The sequence below is a fragment of the Kushneria sp. EE4 genome, assembly GCF_977968315.1.
Genome location: NZ_OZ386212.1, coordinates 2,482,448 through 2,499,883, shown reverse-complemented (window position 1 = coordinate 2,499,883; position 17,436 = coordinate 2,482,448). Strand labels below are relative to the sequence as shown.

The 17,436-nt window shown below is 62.0% G+C and carries 12 protein-coding genes; 6 read left to right on the top strand and 6 right to left on the bottom strand.

Annotated features, from left to right (window positions below):
• Positions 1-10: 10 nt before the first annotated feature.
• The 5 genes from ACXMYO_RS11310 to ACXMYO_RS11290 form a co-directional block, all read right to left on the bottom strand.
• Positions 11-931 carry a siderophore-interacting protein gene (locus ACXMYO_RS11310; RefSeq protein WP_457808793.1) on the bottom strand — a complete coding sequence of 307 codons (921 nt, stop codon included), beginning with the start codon at positions 929-931 and terminating at the stop codon, positions 11-13.
• 178 nt (positions 932-1,109) lie between these two features.
• A complete protein-coding gene (locus ACXMYO_RS11305; RefSeq protein WP_457808792.1) occupies positions 1,110-1,619 on the bottom strand; it encodes an RNA polymerase sigma factor in 510 nt (169 codons plus the stop codon).
• 139 nt (positions 1,620-1,758) lie between these two features.
• Positions 1,759-4,305 (bottom strand): GNAT family N-acetyltransferase, encoded by a 2,547-nt coding sequence (locus ACXMYO_RS11300; protein WP_457808791.1) that lies wholly within the window; start codon positions 4,303-4,305, stop codon positions 1,759-1,761.
• Positions 4,302-5,681, bottom strand: coding sequence for a lysine N(6)-hydroxylase/L-ornithine N(5)-oxygenase family protein (locus ACXMYO_RS11295; RefSeq protein ID WP_457808790.1), 1,380 nt, complete (start codon positions 5,679-5,681; stop codon positions 4,302-4,304). The genes ACXMYO_RS11300 and ACXMYO_RS11295 overlap by 4 nt, the downstream gene beginning before the upstream one ends.
• 88 nt (positions 5,682-5,769) lie before the next feature.
• Positions 5,770-7,395, bottom strand: coding sequence for a pyridoxal phosphate-dependent decarboxylase family protein (locus ACXMYO_RS11290; RefSeq protein WP_457808789.1), 1,626 nt, complete (start codon positions 7,393-7,395; stop codon positions 5,770-5,772).
• A gap of 413 nt (positions 7,396-7,808) precedes the next feature.
• On the opposite strand from ACXMYO_RS11290, the gene ACXMYO_RS11285 reads away from it, so the two are divergent.
• The 5 genes from ACXMYO_RS11285 (at position 7,809) to ACXMYO_RS11265 (ending at position 14,230) form a co-directional block, all read left to right on the top strand.
• The gene (locus ACXMYO_RS11285) at positions 7,809-9,956 is read left to right on the top strand and encodes a TonB-dependent siderophore receptor (protein ID WP_457808788.1); all 2,148 of its coding nucleotides are present in this window, start codon (positions 7,809-7,811) and stop codon (positions 9,954-9,956) included.
• An 85-nt stretch (positions 9,957-10,041) separates the two neighbouring features.
• A complete protein-coding gene (locus ACXMYO_RS11280) occupies positions 10,042-11,169 on the top strand; it encodes a hypothetical protein (RefSeq protein WP_457808787.1) in 1,128 nt (375 codons plus the stop codon).
• Positions 11,170-11,315: 146 nt separating this feature from the next.
• Positions 11,316-12,275 (top strand): TRAP transporter substrate-binding protein, encoded by a 960-nt coding sequence (locus ACXMYO_RS11275; protein WP_438768461.1) that lies wholly within the window; start codon positions 11,316-11,318, stop codon positions 12,273-12,275.
• Positions 12,276-12,302: 27 nt separating this feature from the next.
• A complete protein-coding gene (locus tag ACXMYO_RS11270; RefSeq protein WP_438764732.1) occupies positions 12,303-12,953 on the top strand; it encodes a TRAP transporter small permease subunit in 651 nt (216 codons plus the stop codon).
• Positions 12,950-14,230, top strand: coding sequence for a TRAP transporter large permease subunit (locus ACXMYO_RS11265; protein ID WP_438764730.1), 1,281 nt, complete (start codon positions 12,950-12,952; stop codon positions 14,228-14,230). The genes ACXMYO_RS11270 and ACXMYO_RS11265 overlap by 4 nt, the downstream gene beginning before the upstream one ends.
• A gap of 74 nt (positions 14,231-14,304) precedes the next feature.
• Here ACXMYO_RS11265 and ACXMYO_RS11260 read toward each other — a convergent pair whose 3' ends face one another.
• A complete protein-coding gene (locus tag ACXMYO_RS11260; RefSeq protein ID WP_457808786.1) occupies positions 14,305-15,540 on the bottom strand; it encodes an oxalate decarboxylase family bicupin in 1,236 nt (411 codons plus the stop codon).
• 335 nt (positions 15,541-15,875) lie between these two features.
• Between ACXMYO_RS11260 and ACXMYO_RS11255 the strand changes: the two genes are divergently transcribed.
• A complete protein-coding gene (locus ACXMYO_RS11255) occupies positions 15,876-17,378 on the top strand; it encodes a FumA C-terminus/TtdB family hydratase beta subunit (RefSeq protein ID WP_438764726.1) in 1,503 nt (500 codons plus the stop codon).
• Positions 17,379-17,436 lie beyond the last annotated feature (58 nt).

Genomic DNA, 17,436 nt, shown 5'->3' with positions numbered 1-17,436 from the left:
TCGGAATGTATTACGGATGCGCCTTGCCCTCACGCCAGTAGCCCATGGCAGACACCTGTCGTTTTGGCACCGCCAGTTCATCCACCAGATAGCGGCGAATGTTCAAACATACCCGGGATTCGGATGCGATCCAGGCATAAAAGCTGTCGTCCGACTCAGGAGCAGACACGTCCCACAGAATCTCTTCATCGATATCGATAGCCAGCGCTGAACTGGTGGCAGAGGGGGACGATGACGGCTTCAGCGCAAGAGTGCGCACCGCCCGGGAAAGCCCCTCGCCATGACAGCACCGGGTCTCTTCTCGGGGCAGCCAGACGGCATCGATCCACTGCGGGATACAGCGACAGTCGGCTTTCAGCGGCACCTCGAGAAGTGCCTGCACCCTGGGTTTCGGCACATTGGCAAAACGTGCGTCGAGCTCTTCGATAATCCCCATAACGGCCGGCAGGGCGGTTTCATCAGCGACCAGCAAAAGATGCTCGATACTGGCGGGCGGGCGCCATTCGCAGCCGATGGCCTTGCCGGTGTAATGGATGCTGGGCGCATTGATCGACAGGGTATCTCCCGGACGGGCCCGACTCGCCCAGCGCGAGGCCGGACCGGTATCACCATGCAGCACAAACTCGATATCCAGCTCTTTTTTTTCAGGGCGTACTGCACGAATCGTGTAGGTGCGCATGAAGGGGCGCTGTTCGGGTGCCATGTTTTTATAGGCCGAGTACCAGTCCTGTTCGGTCGCAAATCTGGCCGCCATGTCAGCGCAGCCCTGGTCCGACGCCGGAAAGAACAGCTTCACTCTCTGATCCGGCGCAAAGGTCGTGGCCATATCCAGATCGTTTGCCGTAAACGTAAGGTTCACCATGGACGGTGAGATCTGCTCGCGGCGCGTGAGCGTCATGTCAAAAAGCTGATAGGGCGTCGTTGCTGGCATGGGATGGATCCCTGAATGTAGAGGCTATCTGGCGTTAAAGAGAATAATAATTTTTCGCATTTGGTTGCAAGGCGCCATTCACGCAATGTGGTGTCGACCTGCTTCTGTCGCGTCCTCGCGCCTTTTGCGTCATTCGTCGACGAACGCTGCTGGCCCGGCAATTTGCCAGGCGTCGGGATCATTCGAAGGAGGCATTGAGCGTCTCGAGTTCGGTCTGGCAGGCCGTCACGGCCCGAGCGATATAGCGTCCGGCCATGCGCTCGGAAACGTTCAGCCGCGCGCCGATCTCGCGCTGGGTCAGCCCCTCTATCCGGTGCCAGGTCAGGGCCTGACGCAGATGTGTAGGCAGCGTTGACAGCGCCTTGCCAAGGCGCTGAACGCACTGCTGTCCACACAGCTCATCCTCGGGACAGGCACGGGGGCAGACCAGCAGTGGTGCCAGGGTATCGATGGCGATCAGGTCCCGGGCATGGCGACGGCGGTGATCGGTGAGCAGATTGCGCGCGATGCGAAAAAGATAAGCGCGAGGGTTGTCGAGCAACGGGATGTCGTCGGATCTGATCAGCCGCAGGTAGACCTCGTGACAGAGGTCTGCCGCCTGATCCTGACAGGCCAGCTGGCGCTGAAGAAATCTCATCAACGGCTGATGATATTGACGGTAGAGTGAATCGATGGTCGTGGCATGCATCGTGTAACCCGCCGGGAGGCGATCGGTCGACAAGGGCGCGATCGTGTCGAAAATGACGATCAATATCGTCGTGGCCGAACAACCACTCGCAAGTGGTCATTCGGTACGAATCGTGGCAACGGATTGCCCGGGCGGCGCCTCAGCGCTCGCCCGTAACGTTTGCCGTGTCGGTCACGCCCTGATGTGTCGTCAGGCCATTTTTCACCAGGGCTGGCGGGCGCAGCCCGGCGATCGGGTTGATCAGCTCGCCGGCGAACTGCAGATTTCCGGCCGGGTCGGCCAGATCGATCATCTGGCGGTTGTTACGCAGCTGCAGCCGATTGAGACAGGAGAGCGTGAACGTCGGCGCGAACAGGTCAAAACGTGCGAATTTCTCCGCAAACGCCGGGTGGCGGCGTTGATAGTCGACCACGCAGGCGGCGACCCGTTCCCAGAACGTTCGCTCTTCAAGGGTGTCGGTCTCGACCAGAATCTGCGCCAGAAAGCGGAAAAAGCAGTCGAACAGGTCGGTGAAGATCGACAGGATTCGGAGAGGCTCCGGCACGTCAACGGCGATGCGACGAGCCGCTTCGGGCAGCGCCTGGCCGTTGTCGAAAATACCGGTCTCCTCACCGATGTCCTTGAGGATCGCCCCCACCGGCACGTGACCTTCCAGCGCCAGAATCAGGTTCTCGCCGTGAGGCATGAAGACCATGTCATGGGCATAAAAACAGTGCAGCAACGGCGTCATGTAGGCGGCGAGATAGCGGTCGATCCATGCCGTGGCGTCGAGACCGGAGGCATTGATCAGCGCCGGCAGCAACGGCTGATCGTTGGCGTCGCGATGGAGTAGCGCCGCCATGGTCATCAGCCGCTGGTGGGCGGGAGCGCGCGCGCAGGGACTTTCGCGCCACAGGCAGGCAAGCATTTTCTGATACGGGCTGTGCCTGTCGCAGGCGGCCTCGAACCCGGCGTGGTGATAGCCCAGCGTGGCCACTTCACGCAATACGCTAAAGCGCCGTGCCTGCAGTTCAGGGTCTTCGTTGACCACCTTTTGAACCCAGTCGTTAATGGCCGGCGTGCCATGCATGTAATGAGGCGAGAGCCCGCGCATGAAGCCCATGTTGAGAATCGACAGCGCGAACTTGATGTAGCGACGCTGCGGGCGCGCGGCGTTGAACCAGGTACGGATCGACTGCTGCGGGCGGTAGTCGTCGTCACCCTCGCCGAGCAGCACGATGCGCTGCTGGGCGACTTCACCGGCGAAGGTGATGGCGAGCTTGTGGCGCCACTGCCATGGATGCACCGGCATGAAGTAGTAGTCGGCGGGGACAAGCGCCAGCGCTGACAGCCGGGCGGCGAAACGGGTGCGGGTGGTCTCGTCCAGCTCCTCGCGCAGCAGGGTATCGATATCAAGCCCGTCGATGGCGCTGTAGTCGGTGCAAATCCGGGCCACGGCCAGCCACAGCGGGCGCACCAGTGCCCCGGCTTCCGGGGCATAGTGGTGATAGTCCTCCACGTCGAAGCCGATACGACCGCTGTTGGCCACGAAGCACGGATGGCCCTCGCTCATGGCCGCCTCCAGCGTCTGAAAGTCGGCCAGCGCCAGCGTGTCGGCATCCGGCAGGCCGCGGCCCAGCTTGTAGGCCATGCCGGCGAGCGTGCTGGCGATCTCTTCCAGATAGGTCGTCAGGTTGTCGGGATCGATCGCGAGATGCTCACGGAACTCGAGTAAAAAGGCAGCGACCGACAGCGGCTTCAGCTCGGTGACAGCACCGATCGCCTCCTGTGCCGTCTTCTCCAGCGAGGTTTTCTCCAGTGATGCCTTGTCGATCCACCAATGATCGAGCGCCAGCCGACGAGCCCGGAAGCGATATTGTACCGATGAGGCCTCGAGACGGTACGCGCCCCATCCCGTGGCATCCGGCTCACCCATCTGCGTTGGCATCAGCAACCGCTCGTGGGCGAACTCGGCGATCGCCTTGACCAGCAGATCGCGGTTGGCGCGCGCCCAGCGCTGCGGCTCGAGATGGGCGCAGGTTGGATCGCCGGTCACGGGCGGGCGGCTATCGATTGCATCAAACGCAGCCCGGGTGCAAAACGCCAGATGCGCAGTCTTCTCGCCGAGCCGGATTTCACGGTCGTAGATGAAGCCGGCGCGGCGGTTGAGCGGATGAATCCGGGCATTGTTGACGTCGGGTTCGACCACGATGCGCCGCGTGGCCGGGTCACTGAACAAAAATGCGACGATGGTATTGAGAACCGCCTGGCTGAAGCCATGGATCGGCGTCCCGGTCGTGTCCGGCGGGGCAGTCAGAAAATGCATGCCGCGATCGCCCGGCTGTACCGCGTATTGTTCGCCGACCGGGTCGTGACGTGGGTCGTAGCACTCGACCAGAAAGGCGGGCCAACCGTCATGGAGACCCAGCCAGGCCTGTGCGGCGGTGCTCTCCTGCAGGTCGCGATAAAAGGCGCCGACCCGGTCGCGGCTGTCATTGGTCATGCCCCAGAAGCGGGCGCGGGGCTGGCTGACCCAGCCGTGAACAATCTCAAGATCACGTTCTGGATCGAGCGGGCGCAGGGACAGCGTGCCGATACCGGGCCAGTCGCGGCGAAAGTGCTCATCAAGGGCCCGGGGGCGGCGAGTGGCGATCGCAGTCGTTGCAGCCTGACTGGCATGAAACCGTGTATTGGAAAGCGAATTCATCGAAGGCTCTCTGTGTCTGTGGATATCGCTGCGCCGGCGGATTCAGGCTGTCGCTCGGTGCTGACACGTTCGGGAATGAATACGGCGTTGTCCGGAACACCGAACGTCTGAAACGTGACACTGCGCTCGATCGGATAGACCTCACGCCCGGTCAGTTCGCGGATGATGCAGGCGTTGCGATAGCACGCCATGCCCAGATCCGGGGCGACCAGCCCGTGGGTATGCAGCTCGGCGTTCTGGACGAAGAGATCGCCGTGGGCGCTGACGTTGTAGTAGCGCCCGACCACATAGCGGCCGGCGGCGTCACGCTGGATACGGTGCTCGATCGGCGCCAGAAAGTCCGGCAGGCGGGGGGCGTAGCCGGTGGCCAGGATCAGCCCCTCGGTACGGTGGCTAAAGCGCTGTGCCTGCTCGGTATGGGCAAGGGTCAGCTCGAAGCGCTGGCGCGCGGTGTCGTAACGGCACTGCTCGAGGACCGCGCAGGTCAGCAGGTGCGTATTCACCGGGCCATGGAGACTCATGGTGTAGAGCCGGTCATGGATGGCATTGATCAGATCGAGATTGATCCCCTTGTAGAGCCCCTTCTGCTCGCGGATCAGACGGTCACGAGTCGACTGAGGCAGGGCGTGGAAGTAGTCGATGTAGTCCGGAGAGGTCATCTCGAGTGTGAGCTTGCCGTACTCCAGTGGGAAAAAGCGCGGCGAACGGGTCACCCAGTTGAGGGTATAGCCGTGCTCATCGAGGCCTTCGAGCAGATCGAGATAGATTTCCGCGGCACTCTGACCGCTGCCGACAAGCGTGATGGAGGGCTTCGCCTGCAGCGCGGCCTTGTGCTCGAGGTAGTTGGCCGCGTGTACCAGACGCTCGCGATCGCCGTTGCAGCAGTCGGGAATCATTGGCTCGGTGCCGGTGCCGAGCACCAGTCGGCGGGCGCGATGGCAGCGCATCTCGCCGCTGAGCGTGTCGCGGCTGTGGACGTGGTAGCAGCCTTGCGCCGCGTCGTAGTCGACGCGCGCCACGTCGTGATTAAAGCGCAGCGTCTCGAGCCGGGTGGTGACCCACTGGCAGTACTGGTTGTACTCGTGGCGCAGTACGAAAAAGTGCTCGCGAATATAGAAGTTGTAGAGCCGGCCCCGGGCTTTCAGATAGTTGAGAAAACTGAAGCGGCTGGTAGGGTCGGCCAGGGTGACCAGATCCGCCATGAACGGCGTCTGCAGCGTGGCGTCTTCCAGCAATAGCCCGGGGTGCCAGTTGAAGCTTGAACGCCGCTCGAGAAACAGCCCGTCGAGATCGTCGATGGGGTCGGTCAGGCAGGCCAGACCGAGATTGAACGGCCCCAGCCCGATGGCGATGAAATCGTGAATGCGGCTCTGCATGAGCGTGCTCCTGGTGATGGGAGTGCTCCTGATAACGGAGAGTGCCCTGGTGACTGGATAAGCGCGTGAATGACAGCACCCGCCGCCCTCAGGCGCGGTCGGCGGCCGCGAATGGCGTCGTATCCGTGCGGTGTGTCTCGGCGTCGTGTCCGTCGTCGGAGTCGGTTGCGGCCGTATCGCGAGCATGGTCGGCGGTGAACGCCTCGCCGTGGGCCGCGATCCGGCCGATCAGTCGGCTCAGGTCCTCGAGCCGCGTCTGCGGATTGAGCAGGGTAAACTTGAGATAGAAGCGCCCGCCGACCCGGGTGCCGGCGACCACGCCTTCGCCGCGCCGGGAGAGGGTGTAACGAATGTGGTGGTTGGCGGCTTCGATGGTCGCGTCATCGCTGATCCCGGTGGGGCAGTAGCGAAACACCAGGGTGCTGAGTGCAGGTGCCATCAACACGCTGATACCGTCGCGCTCGTGCAGCAGGCGCCAGGTCTGATGGGTCAGTGCGATGACATCGTCGAGATAGCCGCCCAGCGTGTCCGCCCCCAGGGTGCGCAGGGTCAGCCACAGCTTGAGGGCATCGAAACGGCGCGTCGTTTGCAGGCTCTTGTTGACCAGATCCGGCGTGCCCTGGTCGGCCTGATCGCGCGGATTGAGATAGTCGGCATGATAGGTGACGTGGCCCAGCTGGCGACGGTCGCGCACCAGACAGGCGCTGCAGCTGACCGGCTGGAAGAAGGTCTTGTGGTAATCGATGCTGACCGAGTTGGCCTGCTCGATCCCGGCCAGCCAGTGGCGATAGCGCGGCGACAGTAGCAGGCCGCCGCCATAGGCGGCATCCACATGCAGCCATAGCCCGTGCGACTGACACAGCGCGGCGATGCCGGCAATCGGATCGATACTGCCAAAGTCGGTGGTGCCCGCGGTCGCGACCACGGCGAAGGGCAGCAGTCCATCGTGGCGGCAGTCATTGAGGTGCATGCGCAGCGCATTGAGATCCATGCGTCTATTGGCGTCGCAGGGCACCGGAATCACGGCGTCGTAACCCAGCCCGAGCAGTGCGGCGGCCTTCTGCACGCTGAAGTGGCTCACCTCGGAAGCAAGAATGCGCAGCCTGCGAGCATCAGGAGGTAACCCATGATGGCGATTGCCGGCATGGCCGGGCAGCTCGGCGCAGGCGACGTCTCGGGCGATCATCAGCGCCATCAGGTTCGACTGGGTACCGCCGCTGGTGAAAACGCCGTCGGCGCCCTCGCCGAGACCAATGCGCGCCGTCGTCCAGTCGATCAGCTTCTGCTCGATCAGCGTGGCACCGGCGCTCTGGTCCCAGGTCTCCACCGCGGTATTGAGCGGTGCGGCAATCGCTTCGGCGAGAATCGAGGGCAGTGTGATCGGGCAGTTGAGGTGGGCAACGTAGCCCGGGGCGTGAAAATGGACCGCGTGGTCAAGATAGAGCCGCTGGATCTCCTCGAGCCCGGCATCAATATCCGCCAGCGGTCGGTCGAGATCGATGGCGTCGAACTCGGGTTGCAGTTCACCCGGTGCGACGCCGCTGAAGGGCCTCTGGTGCCGGGTCAGGGAGCCGTGCACCAGCGACACGCAGCGCTGCATGCCCAGGCGATAGGCCTCCAGGGAGTGATCGCCGAACAGGGTCAGCAGGTTTTCCGGCACTGGCTCGTGACGGCGCAAGGGTAGGGCGGTGGCAAACTCCGTGTCGTAACGCACGATGTATCCTCCTGACTGTGGGTAGCGGCAAGGTGTTATCGCCGCAGCGGCCGTGCCGGCATGCTCAAACGAGAATGAAAATCATTAATTTTGAGGTGCCGGTCAGGAAGACGCGCCGAACCGCATTTTCTGAACCGGTTTAACAATTCATTTCAAAACAAGGCTCAGCAAAAGCAACGAGGGCAGAAAGGAAAGACGCGATAACGCCGCTGGCGCATGCGATGGCAATTGCCAAAGGGTGATAATGAGAATTATTATTTTTCGCAACAACCGCAAAATGATCACAGGATGACCGTTGTGGCGCAGCGCATCTTTCTCGAGCCAGGGGAGCCGTCTTTCCAATGTTGTCGATCAAGTACTTCAAGGGATCCGTAAAATGTCTGGCCCGCGCGCCGCTGCTTGCGGGTGTCGTGGTGAGCGGATGGACAGCTGATGCGCTGGCCCGGCCCGTGCAGAAAAGCGATCAGCCCCCGGATACGATGGTCATCACCGGGGAGAATCTGTCGGATGTCGACGGTCCGACACAGGGGTATACGGCGCAGGCCAGCGATGCCGGCACCAAAACCGCCACACCGCTGGCCGAAACCGCGCGCACGATCAACGTGGTGACGCGCCAGCAGCTCGACGACCAGGGCATTACCAATATCAACGATGCGCTGCTCTATACGCCGGGTGCCTTTACCGGGCTGGCGGGTGCGTCCAAACGTTCTGACGTGGTCTCGCTGCGCGGCTTCCACGGTGGTGATGTGGACAACACCTTCCTCGATGGGCTGCGGCTGCAGTCGGACCCCGGCGCCTACTCGGCGATGCAGATCGACCCGTTCTTTCTGGAGCGCGTCGACGTGTTCAAGGGGCCGGCGTCTGCACTGTATGGCCGAACCATGCCGGGCGGCATGGTGTCGCTGACCACCAAAAAACCGCAGCCGGAGCAGCAGGGGCTCTTCCGGCTTTATGGCGGCAGCTTCGACACCTACGGGGCCGGTATCGACGTGACCGGTCCCTTGAGTGATCCGAGCCTGGGCGCCTATCGCTTCACGGCGCTGGGAAGTCGCTCCGATACCCAGTTCGATGTTGCCAAACGCGAGCGCTATGCGCTCATGCCGCAGCTGACGCTCTATCCAGACGAAGACACCGATCTCACCCTGCAGGCCTACCTGCAGCATGACCCGGCCGGCGACTATCACGGTGCGGTGCCCTATGATCTGAGCGTCAGCGGCGCGCGCTTTGGCGGCACGGTTGATTCTTCCTGGTCGGATGCCGATCCGGCCAACGACGTGTTCAGGCGCAACCAGCGCATCTTCTCCTATCAGCTGCAGCACCGCTTTAGCGATAATCTGACGTTCAACTCGCGCGCTCGCTACACCAACATGGATGTGGAAGTGGAGCAGGTCTATCAGGCTGGTTTCACGGGCAACGGTGCGGAACTGGCGCGATACTACTCCGGCGCGGATGAAGACCTGCAGGCCTTCTCGACGGACAACAATCTGCAGTACGAGCTCATGACGGGAGAGGTAGAACATACGCTGCTGGCAGGCGTTGACTTTCAGCGTCGTAAAAATGACGTCAAATTTTCTTCTACATCAACAACCCAGGAGACCGGCGTCAGGCCGCTGGATCCGTTCAACCCCGATTATTCCGGCAGTGCGCTGACCAGGACGCCCTTTGGCGTCACGGACGATACCCGCAGAGTGCAGCAGGGCGGGATCTACCTGCAGGATCAGATGCGCTGGGACCGCTGGCACCTGACGCTCGGCGGACGTCAGGACTTTCTGGATCGCGAATATCACTCCCATCTCGGTGGCGCCACCGACAGCCGCAGCGACAAGGCGTTTTCGGGCAGTGCGTCGCTGCTGTATCGCTTCGATTCAGGCATCGCGCCCTACTACGCCTACAGCGAGGCTTTCAATCCCAGCGCGGACTCCTCGGTGGATGGCGCCGTACCCGACCCGGTGAAAAGTCAGCAGCATGAAATCGGCATCAAGTATCAGCCGTCCGGGACACGCGATCTCTATCAGCTCGCCTTTTATGACCTGACCCAACAAAACGTCCAGCAGCGCACCAGCGTCAGCCCGGTGGCCTATATCAGCGCTGGCGACATCCGCTCGCGCGGCGTTGAGCTGTCCGCCAACGCAGCGCTCACCGATCGGCTCAACATGATCGCCGGCTACAGCTACAACGATATTGAATATCGCGACAGCATCAGTCAGGACGGCGTCAATATCGAATCCGGCAAGACCCCGGTGCTCTCGCCCGAACAGACGGCATCGCTCTGGATGCAGTACGACTTTACGCACGGCATTCGCGGCGGCGTTGGTGGTCGCTACGTCAAGGGCAGCTACGCCGATGCTCAAAACACGCGCAAAACCGGTGACTACACGCTGGCCGATGCCTTCGTAAGCGTTGATCTGGGCGAGGTCTCCAACGAGCTGGATGGCGCCACGCTCAAGCTGAATGCCACCAATTTGTTTGACAAAAAATATGTCACGGGCTGTTTCAACGAGAGTTACTGCTATTTCGGCGATGAGCGACAGGTCACCGCAACGCTGGATTACCGTTTCTAGGAGACAAGGACCGGCCACTAGCGCCTGCTGAAGATGAAAGTGCCATACTGAGTGGCTGTGTTATCCACACCCGATGAGCCCTTTCATGACCCGATTTATTGTCCTTGTGCTGACGGCCGTACTGGCCGCCGGTGCACTCTCTGCCGCCGCGACGGCAACGCCTTTCGAATCGCGATTTCTGCGCGCTTCCGCCTCGGATGCCCTGCCGGACACGGTGGCGCGTTCGCTGGGTGAGGAGTCCGAGGCGCTTAATACGCTGTTTCTCGCCTGGGCGGACGATCAGAGCCTGGTGTACAACGGCGCGCTGGCGCTTTCGCGTCACGGCGATACCGCCCGCGAGGTGCTGACCGAATACGGCTTCGAGCCCGGCTTCCAACAGATCCTTTCCCGCTTTGGCCCCGACGCCGTATTGCCGGTCGCCTGGTTTCATGACAACGAGGTGCCGACTCTGACCGCGCGCCACTGGGCGACGCAGCGCTACCGCGAGGCGCGCGGGGCGATTGCCGGCTGGTGGAGCGACGACGAAGCCGACAGTGACGCCACCGATTCAACGACGGATGAAGCGCGCGGCCTGACGCCGTATCAGCGCGGTCTTTATGGCGTCGCCTTTTTACAGGCGGAGGGCTACGGCTTTCTCGATCAGTTCGTGGTGGATGAGCAAAGCCAGGTGCACTGGCTGCAGGGCGAGCGACTGGTAGCGGGCGTGGGGGATTTCTTTACCGGCGGCCTGCGCGATCTGGAGCGCACCGTACAGGGGCCGGAAACCGTGGGGCCGGCCGATATTGCCTGGGCGGGCGTCGATGTCGTGATGATGGCGGGTGCCATCAAGTGGCTGCGCGCCGGTCGCGCGATGCGGGCCGGGGCGCTTGAGAGCCGGGCGGCAGCGGGCGCCAGCGGCGAGCTTAGAAGCTCACGGGCGCTGGTACCGGCCGGCCTTCGCTTCACCCGGCTGTCGCGGCCGGCAAAGCTGGCCGCCGTCGGCGCCACGACCTGGATCGTGGTGCGTCACCCGTCGTTGATTCACGGTCTGGGCGCCAACCTGGCGCAGTGGCTCGGCTGGCCGGTGAAGCTGGGGCAGTTTCTGCTGTGGTTTGCGATCGCGCTGCCGTTTCTATGGCTGATTAATCTGGCCTGGCGCTGGCTGATTCGCCCGCTTTTATGGGTTTTGCTCACCGCGAGCCGAGGTTCCAGGCGACTCGACACCAAGGTCTAATACGTTTTCTCCGCAAACGGCCGTATATGCATTCATGCCGGGCATTCGATCCCACCAGGCCCGGCCCCTTCCCGGTCTGTTGCGGAGAACTCACCATGTTTCATATCCCACTCGGTCGTTCACTGGGTCTTTTTGGCGCGACCTGCATGCTCACGCTTGGCAGCCATGCCATGGCCGCCGATGCGCCGATCGTAATCAAGTTCTCCCACGTGGTAGCCGACAGCACGCCCAAGGGGCAGGGCGCGCTGATGTTTCAAAAGCTGGTCGCCGAGCGTCTGGGCGATCGCGTCAAGGTCGAGGTCTACCCGAACTCGTCGCTTTACGGTGATGGCAAGGAGATGGAAGCCCTGCTGCTGGGCGATGTGCAGATGCTGGCGCCCTCATTGGCCAAGTTCGACAAGTACAACGAAGCCATTCAGATCTTTGACCTGCCGTTTCTCTTTGATGATCTGACCGCCGTTGACCGCTTTCAGGCAAGTGATGAAGGCAAAAAGCTGCTCAACTCGATGGAAGACAAGGGCATTCTCGGGCTGGGCTACTGGCACAACGGCATGAAGCAGCTCTCTGCCAACAAGGCGCTGCATGAGCCAAAGGACGCGCGCGGTCTCAAGTTCCGCGTTCAGGCTTCCAACGTGCTTGATGAACAGTTCAAGGAGCTCAGGGCCGTTCCGCGCAAGATGAGCTTTGCCGAGGTGTATCAGGGCCTGCAGACCGGGGTCGTCAACGGCGCCGAGAACCCCTGGTCCAACATCTACAGCCAGAAGTTCTATGAGGTGCAGGACTACATCACCGAGTCCAACCACGGCGTGCTGGACTACATGCTGATCACCAACGCCAAATTCTGGAACGGCCTGCCTGAAGACGTGCGCACCGAGCTGACCGGCATCGTTGAGGAAGTCACTACCGAGGTCAACGATCAGGCGCGTGCCATCAACGACCGCGACCGTCAGGCCATTATCGATGCCGGCACCACCGAGATCATCGAACTCACGCCCGAGCAGCGTGAAGACTGGCGCGAGGCGCTGCGTCCGGTATGGCAGAAGTTTGAAGGTCAGATCGGTGCCGACCTGATCAAGGCTGCTGAAACCGCCAACAGTGCAGGCTGATACGGCGTCGCCTCGGGAGTCATGGCAATGAAGACTGTACTCAATCTCTGGAACCATTTTGAGGAGGGCCTGGTGGCCCTCTTTTTAACGGCCATGACGCTGATCACGTTTGTCTACGTGATGTTCAATAACCTCTATGTGGTCTTTTACGCCGGCGCCGATGCGTTTCCGGCGCTGGAAGGCCCGCTGTTTGCCATCGGCGATGTGCTGCTTGATACCGCCCAGGCGATGACCTGGAGCTCGGCGCTGACGCGCGCCTGCTTTGGCTGGCTGATCTTTTTGGGGATTTCCTACGGCATTCGTACCGGCGCCCATATCGGGGTCGATCTGCTGGTGCGCACCTTCAGCGCGCCGCTGCGCCGTGCCTGCTCGATATTCGTGCTGCTGATCGTGCTGGGCTACGCCGTGCTCATGATGGTGTCGAGCTACGACTGGGTCTCGGCGCTGCACGGGGCGGGACTCGGGGCCGAGGATCTCGACGAGTTTCATGTCATGCAGTGGCATATCGCGATGATCGTACCGCTTGGCTTCGCCCTGGTGATTGCCCGGCTGGTGGAGGCGTTCGTTTTGACTCTGCGCGGTGAGCAAAACGGTCTGCAGATGGCGGATGAGGCCGCCGATGCGCTCAAGCTGGCCAGCGATGTTCATTCGGACACGCCGAAGGAGTCACGCTCATGACCATCGCCTTTTTGTTTGTGGCCCTGTTTGTGCTGCTGTTTTTGAGCGTGCCGATCGCGGTGTCGCTGGGACTGTCAGGCGCTCTGACGATTTTGCTGTTCAGTCAGGACTCGGTCCGCTCATTGGCTATCAAGCTTTTTGAGACCTCCGAGCACTACACGCTGCTGGCCATTCCGTTTTTTTTGCTCTCCGGTGCCTTCATGACCAGCGGTGGCGTGGCCCGTCGGTTGATCGACTTTGCCAACGCCTGCGTGGGCCATTTTCGCGGCGGGCTGCCGATCGCCTCGGTCATGGCGTGTGTGCTCTTTGCCGCTCTTTCCGGGTCATCACCGGCAACCGTCGCCGCGGTGGGGTCAGTGGTCATTGCCGGCATGGTGCGCTCGGGCTATACCCAGTCGTTTGCCACCGGCATTGTCTGCAACGCCGGGACGCTGGGCATTCTGATTCCGCCGTCGATCGTGATGGTGGTCTATGGTGCGGCCACCGAGACCTCGGTGGGCAAGCTGTTCATGGCAGGGGTGGTGCCCGGTCTGATGCTGGGGCTTTTGCTGATGATTGCGATCTACATCATCGCGCGCATCAAAAAGATGCCGGCCCTGCCGCGGGTACCCCTGAAAGAGACGCTGATACTGGCCCGCAAGTCCTTCTGGGGCCTGATGCTGATCGTGATCATTCTGGGCGGGATCTATACCGGCATGTTCACGCCCACCGAAGCGGCCGCGGTGGCGGCGGTGTATGCCGCCTTTGTGGCGCTGGTGGTCTATCGCGACATCAGCTGGCGCGAGTGTCCGAAGGTAGTGCTGGAGGCGGCAAAGCTGAGCATCGTGCTGATGTTCATCATCGCCAACGCCATGCTCTTTGCCCACGTGCTCACGACCGAGCAGATTCCACAGGCGATCACGGCCTGGGTGGTCGATCAACAGTTCTCGCCGATCGCGTTTTTGCTGGTGGTCAATATCATCCTGCTGGTGGCGGGCAGCTTCATGGAACCTTCAGCGATCATTTTGATTCTGGCGCCGATTCTGTTCCCGATTGCCATGCAGCTGGGCATCGACCCGGTCCATCTGGGCATCATCATGGTGGTCAACATGGAGATCGGTATGCTCACGCCGCCCACCGGGCTCAACCTGTTCGTGGCCTCGGCCGTGACCGGCCAGCCGCTGACCGCCGTGATTCGGGCCTCAAGTCCGTGGCTGTTGCTGCTGGTCAGTTTCCTGTTGCTGATTACCTACGTGCCCTTTATCTCGCTGGGGCTGCCCGAGCTGCTGGGGATGTAGTCACTCGATGCGTCGTTGTAATACAACACACCGGGGCCCTGCGCCCCGGTGTGCGTTCGTGCTTTCATCAGACGTCAGGATTTTCTGCCGCCATCCTTTGAGATGACCGGGGATTTCTGCTGTTTCAGCGAATCCATGAAGGTGTCATCCAGACCCAGATGCGCCTTGACCAGCTCGGGTGGGGTCAGCGCCAGCCACTGATTCAGCGAAATGTCGGCGTAGTGATCGCTTTTGAACAGTTCCAGAAAGCGCATCGTGGTGTCGCCTGTATTTTCGATGTAGTGGCCCATGGCAAACGGGATGTAGCCGACATCGCCTTCATGAACGTCATAGGTGCGCGCCTCGCCGGCACCGGCAAACACGCCCATGCGACCGGTGCCGCTCAAGTAGTACTGCCACTCGTCGTTGTTGGGATGCCAGTGCAGTTCGCGCAGTCCGCCCGGCTCCAGCTCGACCAGCGCCGCGGCGATGGTTTTCGACACCTTGAAGGTGGAGGAATCGGTGATACGCACCGTGCCGCCGGGTGTCTTGATCGGTTCCTGCTTGAGCATCCGGTGGCTGAAGGGCTCGGGCACCTCATCGGCGCCCTTTGGCCTGACGCTGTCCAGCGAGCCCGGTGTCTGGTTGGCGAAGATGTACTCCTCGCTCGGGTCAGGGGTGTCGCCAAGATGGGAGGGATCGATGCCGAAGTTCTTGGCCAGCACCTCCCTGGGAATGTGCTTGAACCAGTCGCTGAGCAAAAAGGTCGAGTTTTCATCAAAGCCGCCGTCGTCAAAGGCGAGCAGAAACTCGCAGCCATCCGGCCCCAGCCCCTGGATCGAGTGCGGGATGCCCGGCGGGAAGTACCACAGATCACCGGTTTCGACGTCATCGACGAAGTAGTTGCCCTCGGCGTCCACCGCCGTGATGCGCGCCTTGCCGTAGGTCATGTAGGCCCACTCGGCTTCCTTGTGCCAGTGCAGCTCGCGAATGCCGCCTTCGTTGAGGCGCATGTCGACCCCGGCGATGGTGGTGGAGACCGGCAGTTCGCGCCTGGTGACCTGGCGGGTCCAGCCGCCGCTTTCCTGGCGCACGTGGGCATCACCAAAGGGGAAGCGCAGGTTGGGCAGGGTGCCGCTGTCGGTGTCCGGCGGGTTCATCAGGGTGGGGTTGTCACGATCGATGGTCGTGTTGCGAGGGCCGGGGTCGTCACCGCCGACACCGTCGCGTCGCTGCGGTTTGGGAACGGTCTGGGCATAGGCGCCGGAGGCGACCGCCACGGTGCTGAACATGCCGGCAGCTACAAAGCTGCGTCGCGTCAGATGCTTCATCGTGAAATCCTGTCCTTTGAACCAGAGGAAAACAGACCGGTCATGCGTGATGGCCGGGGCTACGCTGCACCGTCTTTCCGAACACTGTTCTGAAAGGCTTCCACTACACTTAAGCCATGCTTAAAGTCTTTGCAAATTTTAAATTTGGGTTAAGTGTTTGGTTTTGTTTCAGCGGGTAAGCCGTGGCCTGGTGGGGCGCGTGACAGTGCGGGGTCATTGATGGTGCCGGCTGAGTGGCAGGCGTATGATGCACAGCGCCGAGGGGCTCACTTCGACCGGATGACGTGCCCAGCCGTGCGTCGCTTGAGAATCGAAAGGAACAGGAAAAACAAGTCATGACCGTGATTCGCCAGAATGACCTGATCGACAGCGTCACCGATGCGCTGCAGTACATCTCCTATTACCACCCGAAGGATTTCATTGACGCCATGCATCAGGCGTATCAGCGCGAGGAAAATCCCGCAGCGCGTGATGCCATCGCCCAGATCCTGATCAACTCGCGCATGTGTGCCACCGGCCATCGCCCCATCTGTCAGGACACCGGGATTGTCACCGTGTTCGTCAATGTGGGCATGCAGGTGCAGTGGGACGCCGACATGAGCCTGGATGACATGATCAACGAGGGCGTGCGTCGGGCCTATAACCACCCGGACAACATCCTGCGCGCCTCGATTCTGGAAGACCCGGACGGCGCGCGGCGCAACACGAAGGACAACACGCCGGCGATCATCCACCACCGGCTGGTGCCGGGCGATCAGGTCGAGATTCACGTGGCCGCCAAGGGCGGCGGCAGCGAGGCGAAATCGAAGTTTGCCATGCTCAATCCGTCCGACAGCGTGGTGGACTGGGTGCTCGAGCAGATCCCGAAGATGGGGGCCGGCTGGTGCCCGCCGGGCATGCTGGGCATCGGGATTGGCGGCACCGCCGAGCAGGCGATGAAAATGGCCAAGGAGTCGCTGCTCGACCCGATCGACATTCAGGACCTGCAGGCGCGCGGCGCTTCAAACCGGCCCGAAGAGCTGCGCCTGGAGCTCTTTGACAAGGTCAATCGCCTCGGCATCGGCGCCCAGGGGCTGGGCGGGCTGACCACGGTGCTCGACATCAAGGTCAAGGACTGCCCGACCCATGCGGCCAACAAGCCGGTGGCGATCATTCCCAACTGCGCCGCCACCCGACATGTGCACTTTCATCTTGATGGCAGCGGCCCGGCGAGTCTGCCGGTACCGCAAATCGATGACTGGCCGGAGATTGCCTGGGAAGCGGGCGAGGGCGTCAAGCGCGTCAATCTCGACGCCATCACGCCGGAAGAGGTCGCCACCTGGTCGCCGGGCGACACGCTGCTGCTCTCCGGCAAGCTGCTGACCGGACGCGATGCGGCGCACAAGCGCATGGTCGACATGATCTCGAAGGGCGAGCCGCTGCCGGTCGATCTCAAGGGCCGCTTTATCTACTACGTCGGCCCGGTTGATCCGATGGAAGGGGAGGTCGTGGGGCCGGCCGGCCCGACCACCGCCACGCGCATGGACAAGTTCACCCGCACTATCCTTGAAGAGACCGGTCTTCTGGGCATGGTGGGCAAGTCCGAGCGCGGGCCGAGCGCGATCGAGGCGATTCGCGACAACGGCGCGGCCTACCTGATGGCCGTCGGCGGTGCGGCCTACCTGGTCGCCCAGGCGATCAAGGGCTCGAAGGTGCTGGCCTTTGAGGATCTCGGCATGGAGGCGATCTACGAGTTTGACGTCAAGGACATGCCGGTCACGGTGGCGGTGGATACCCGCGGCGACAGCGTCCATACGCTGGGCCCGGCCAAATGGCAGGAAATCATCGCCCGCCGCTGATCCGCAGGGTCATGCCGGCCCCGTTGCGCCGCCCCTGTCCGGGGCGGCGCTGTCGTAT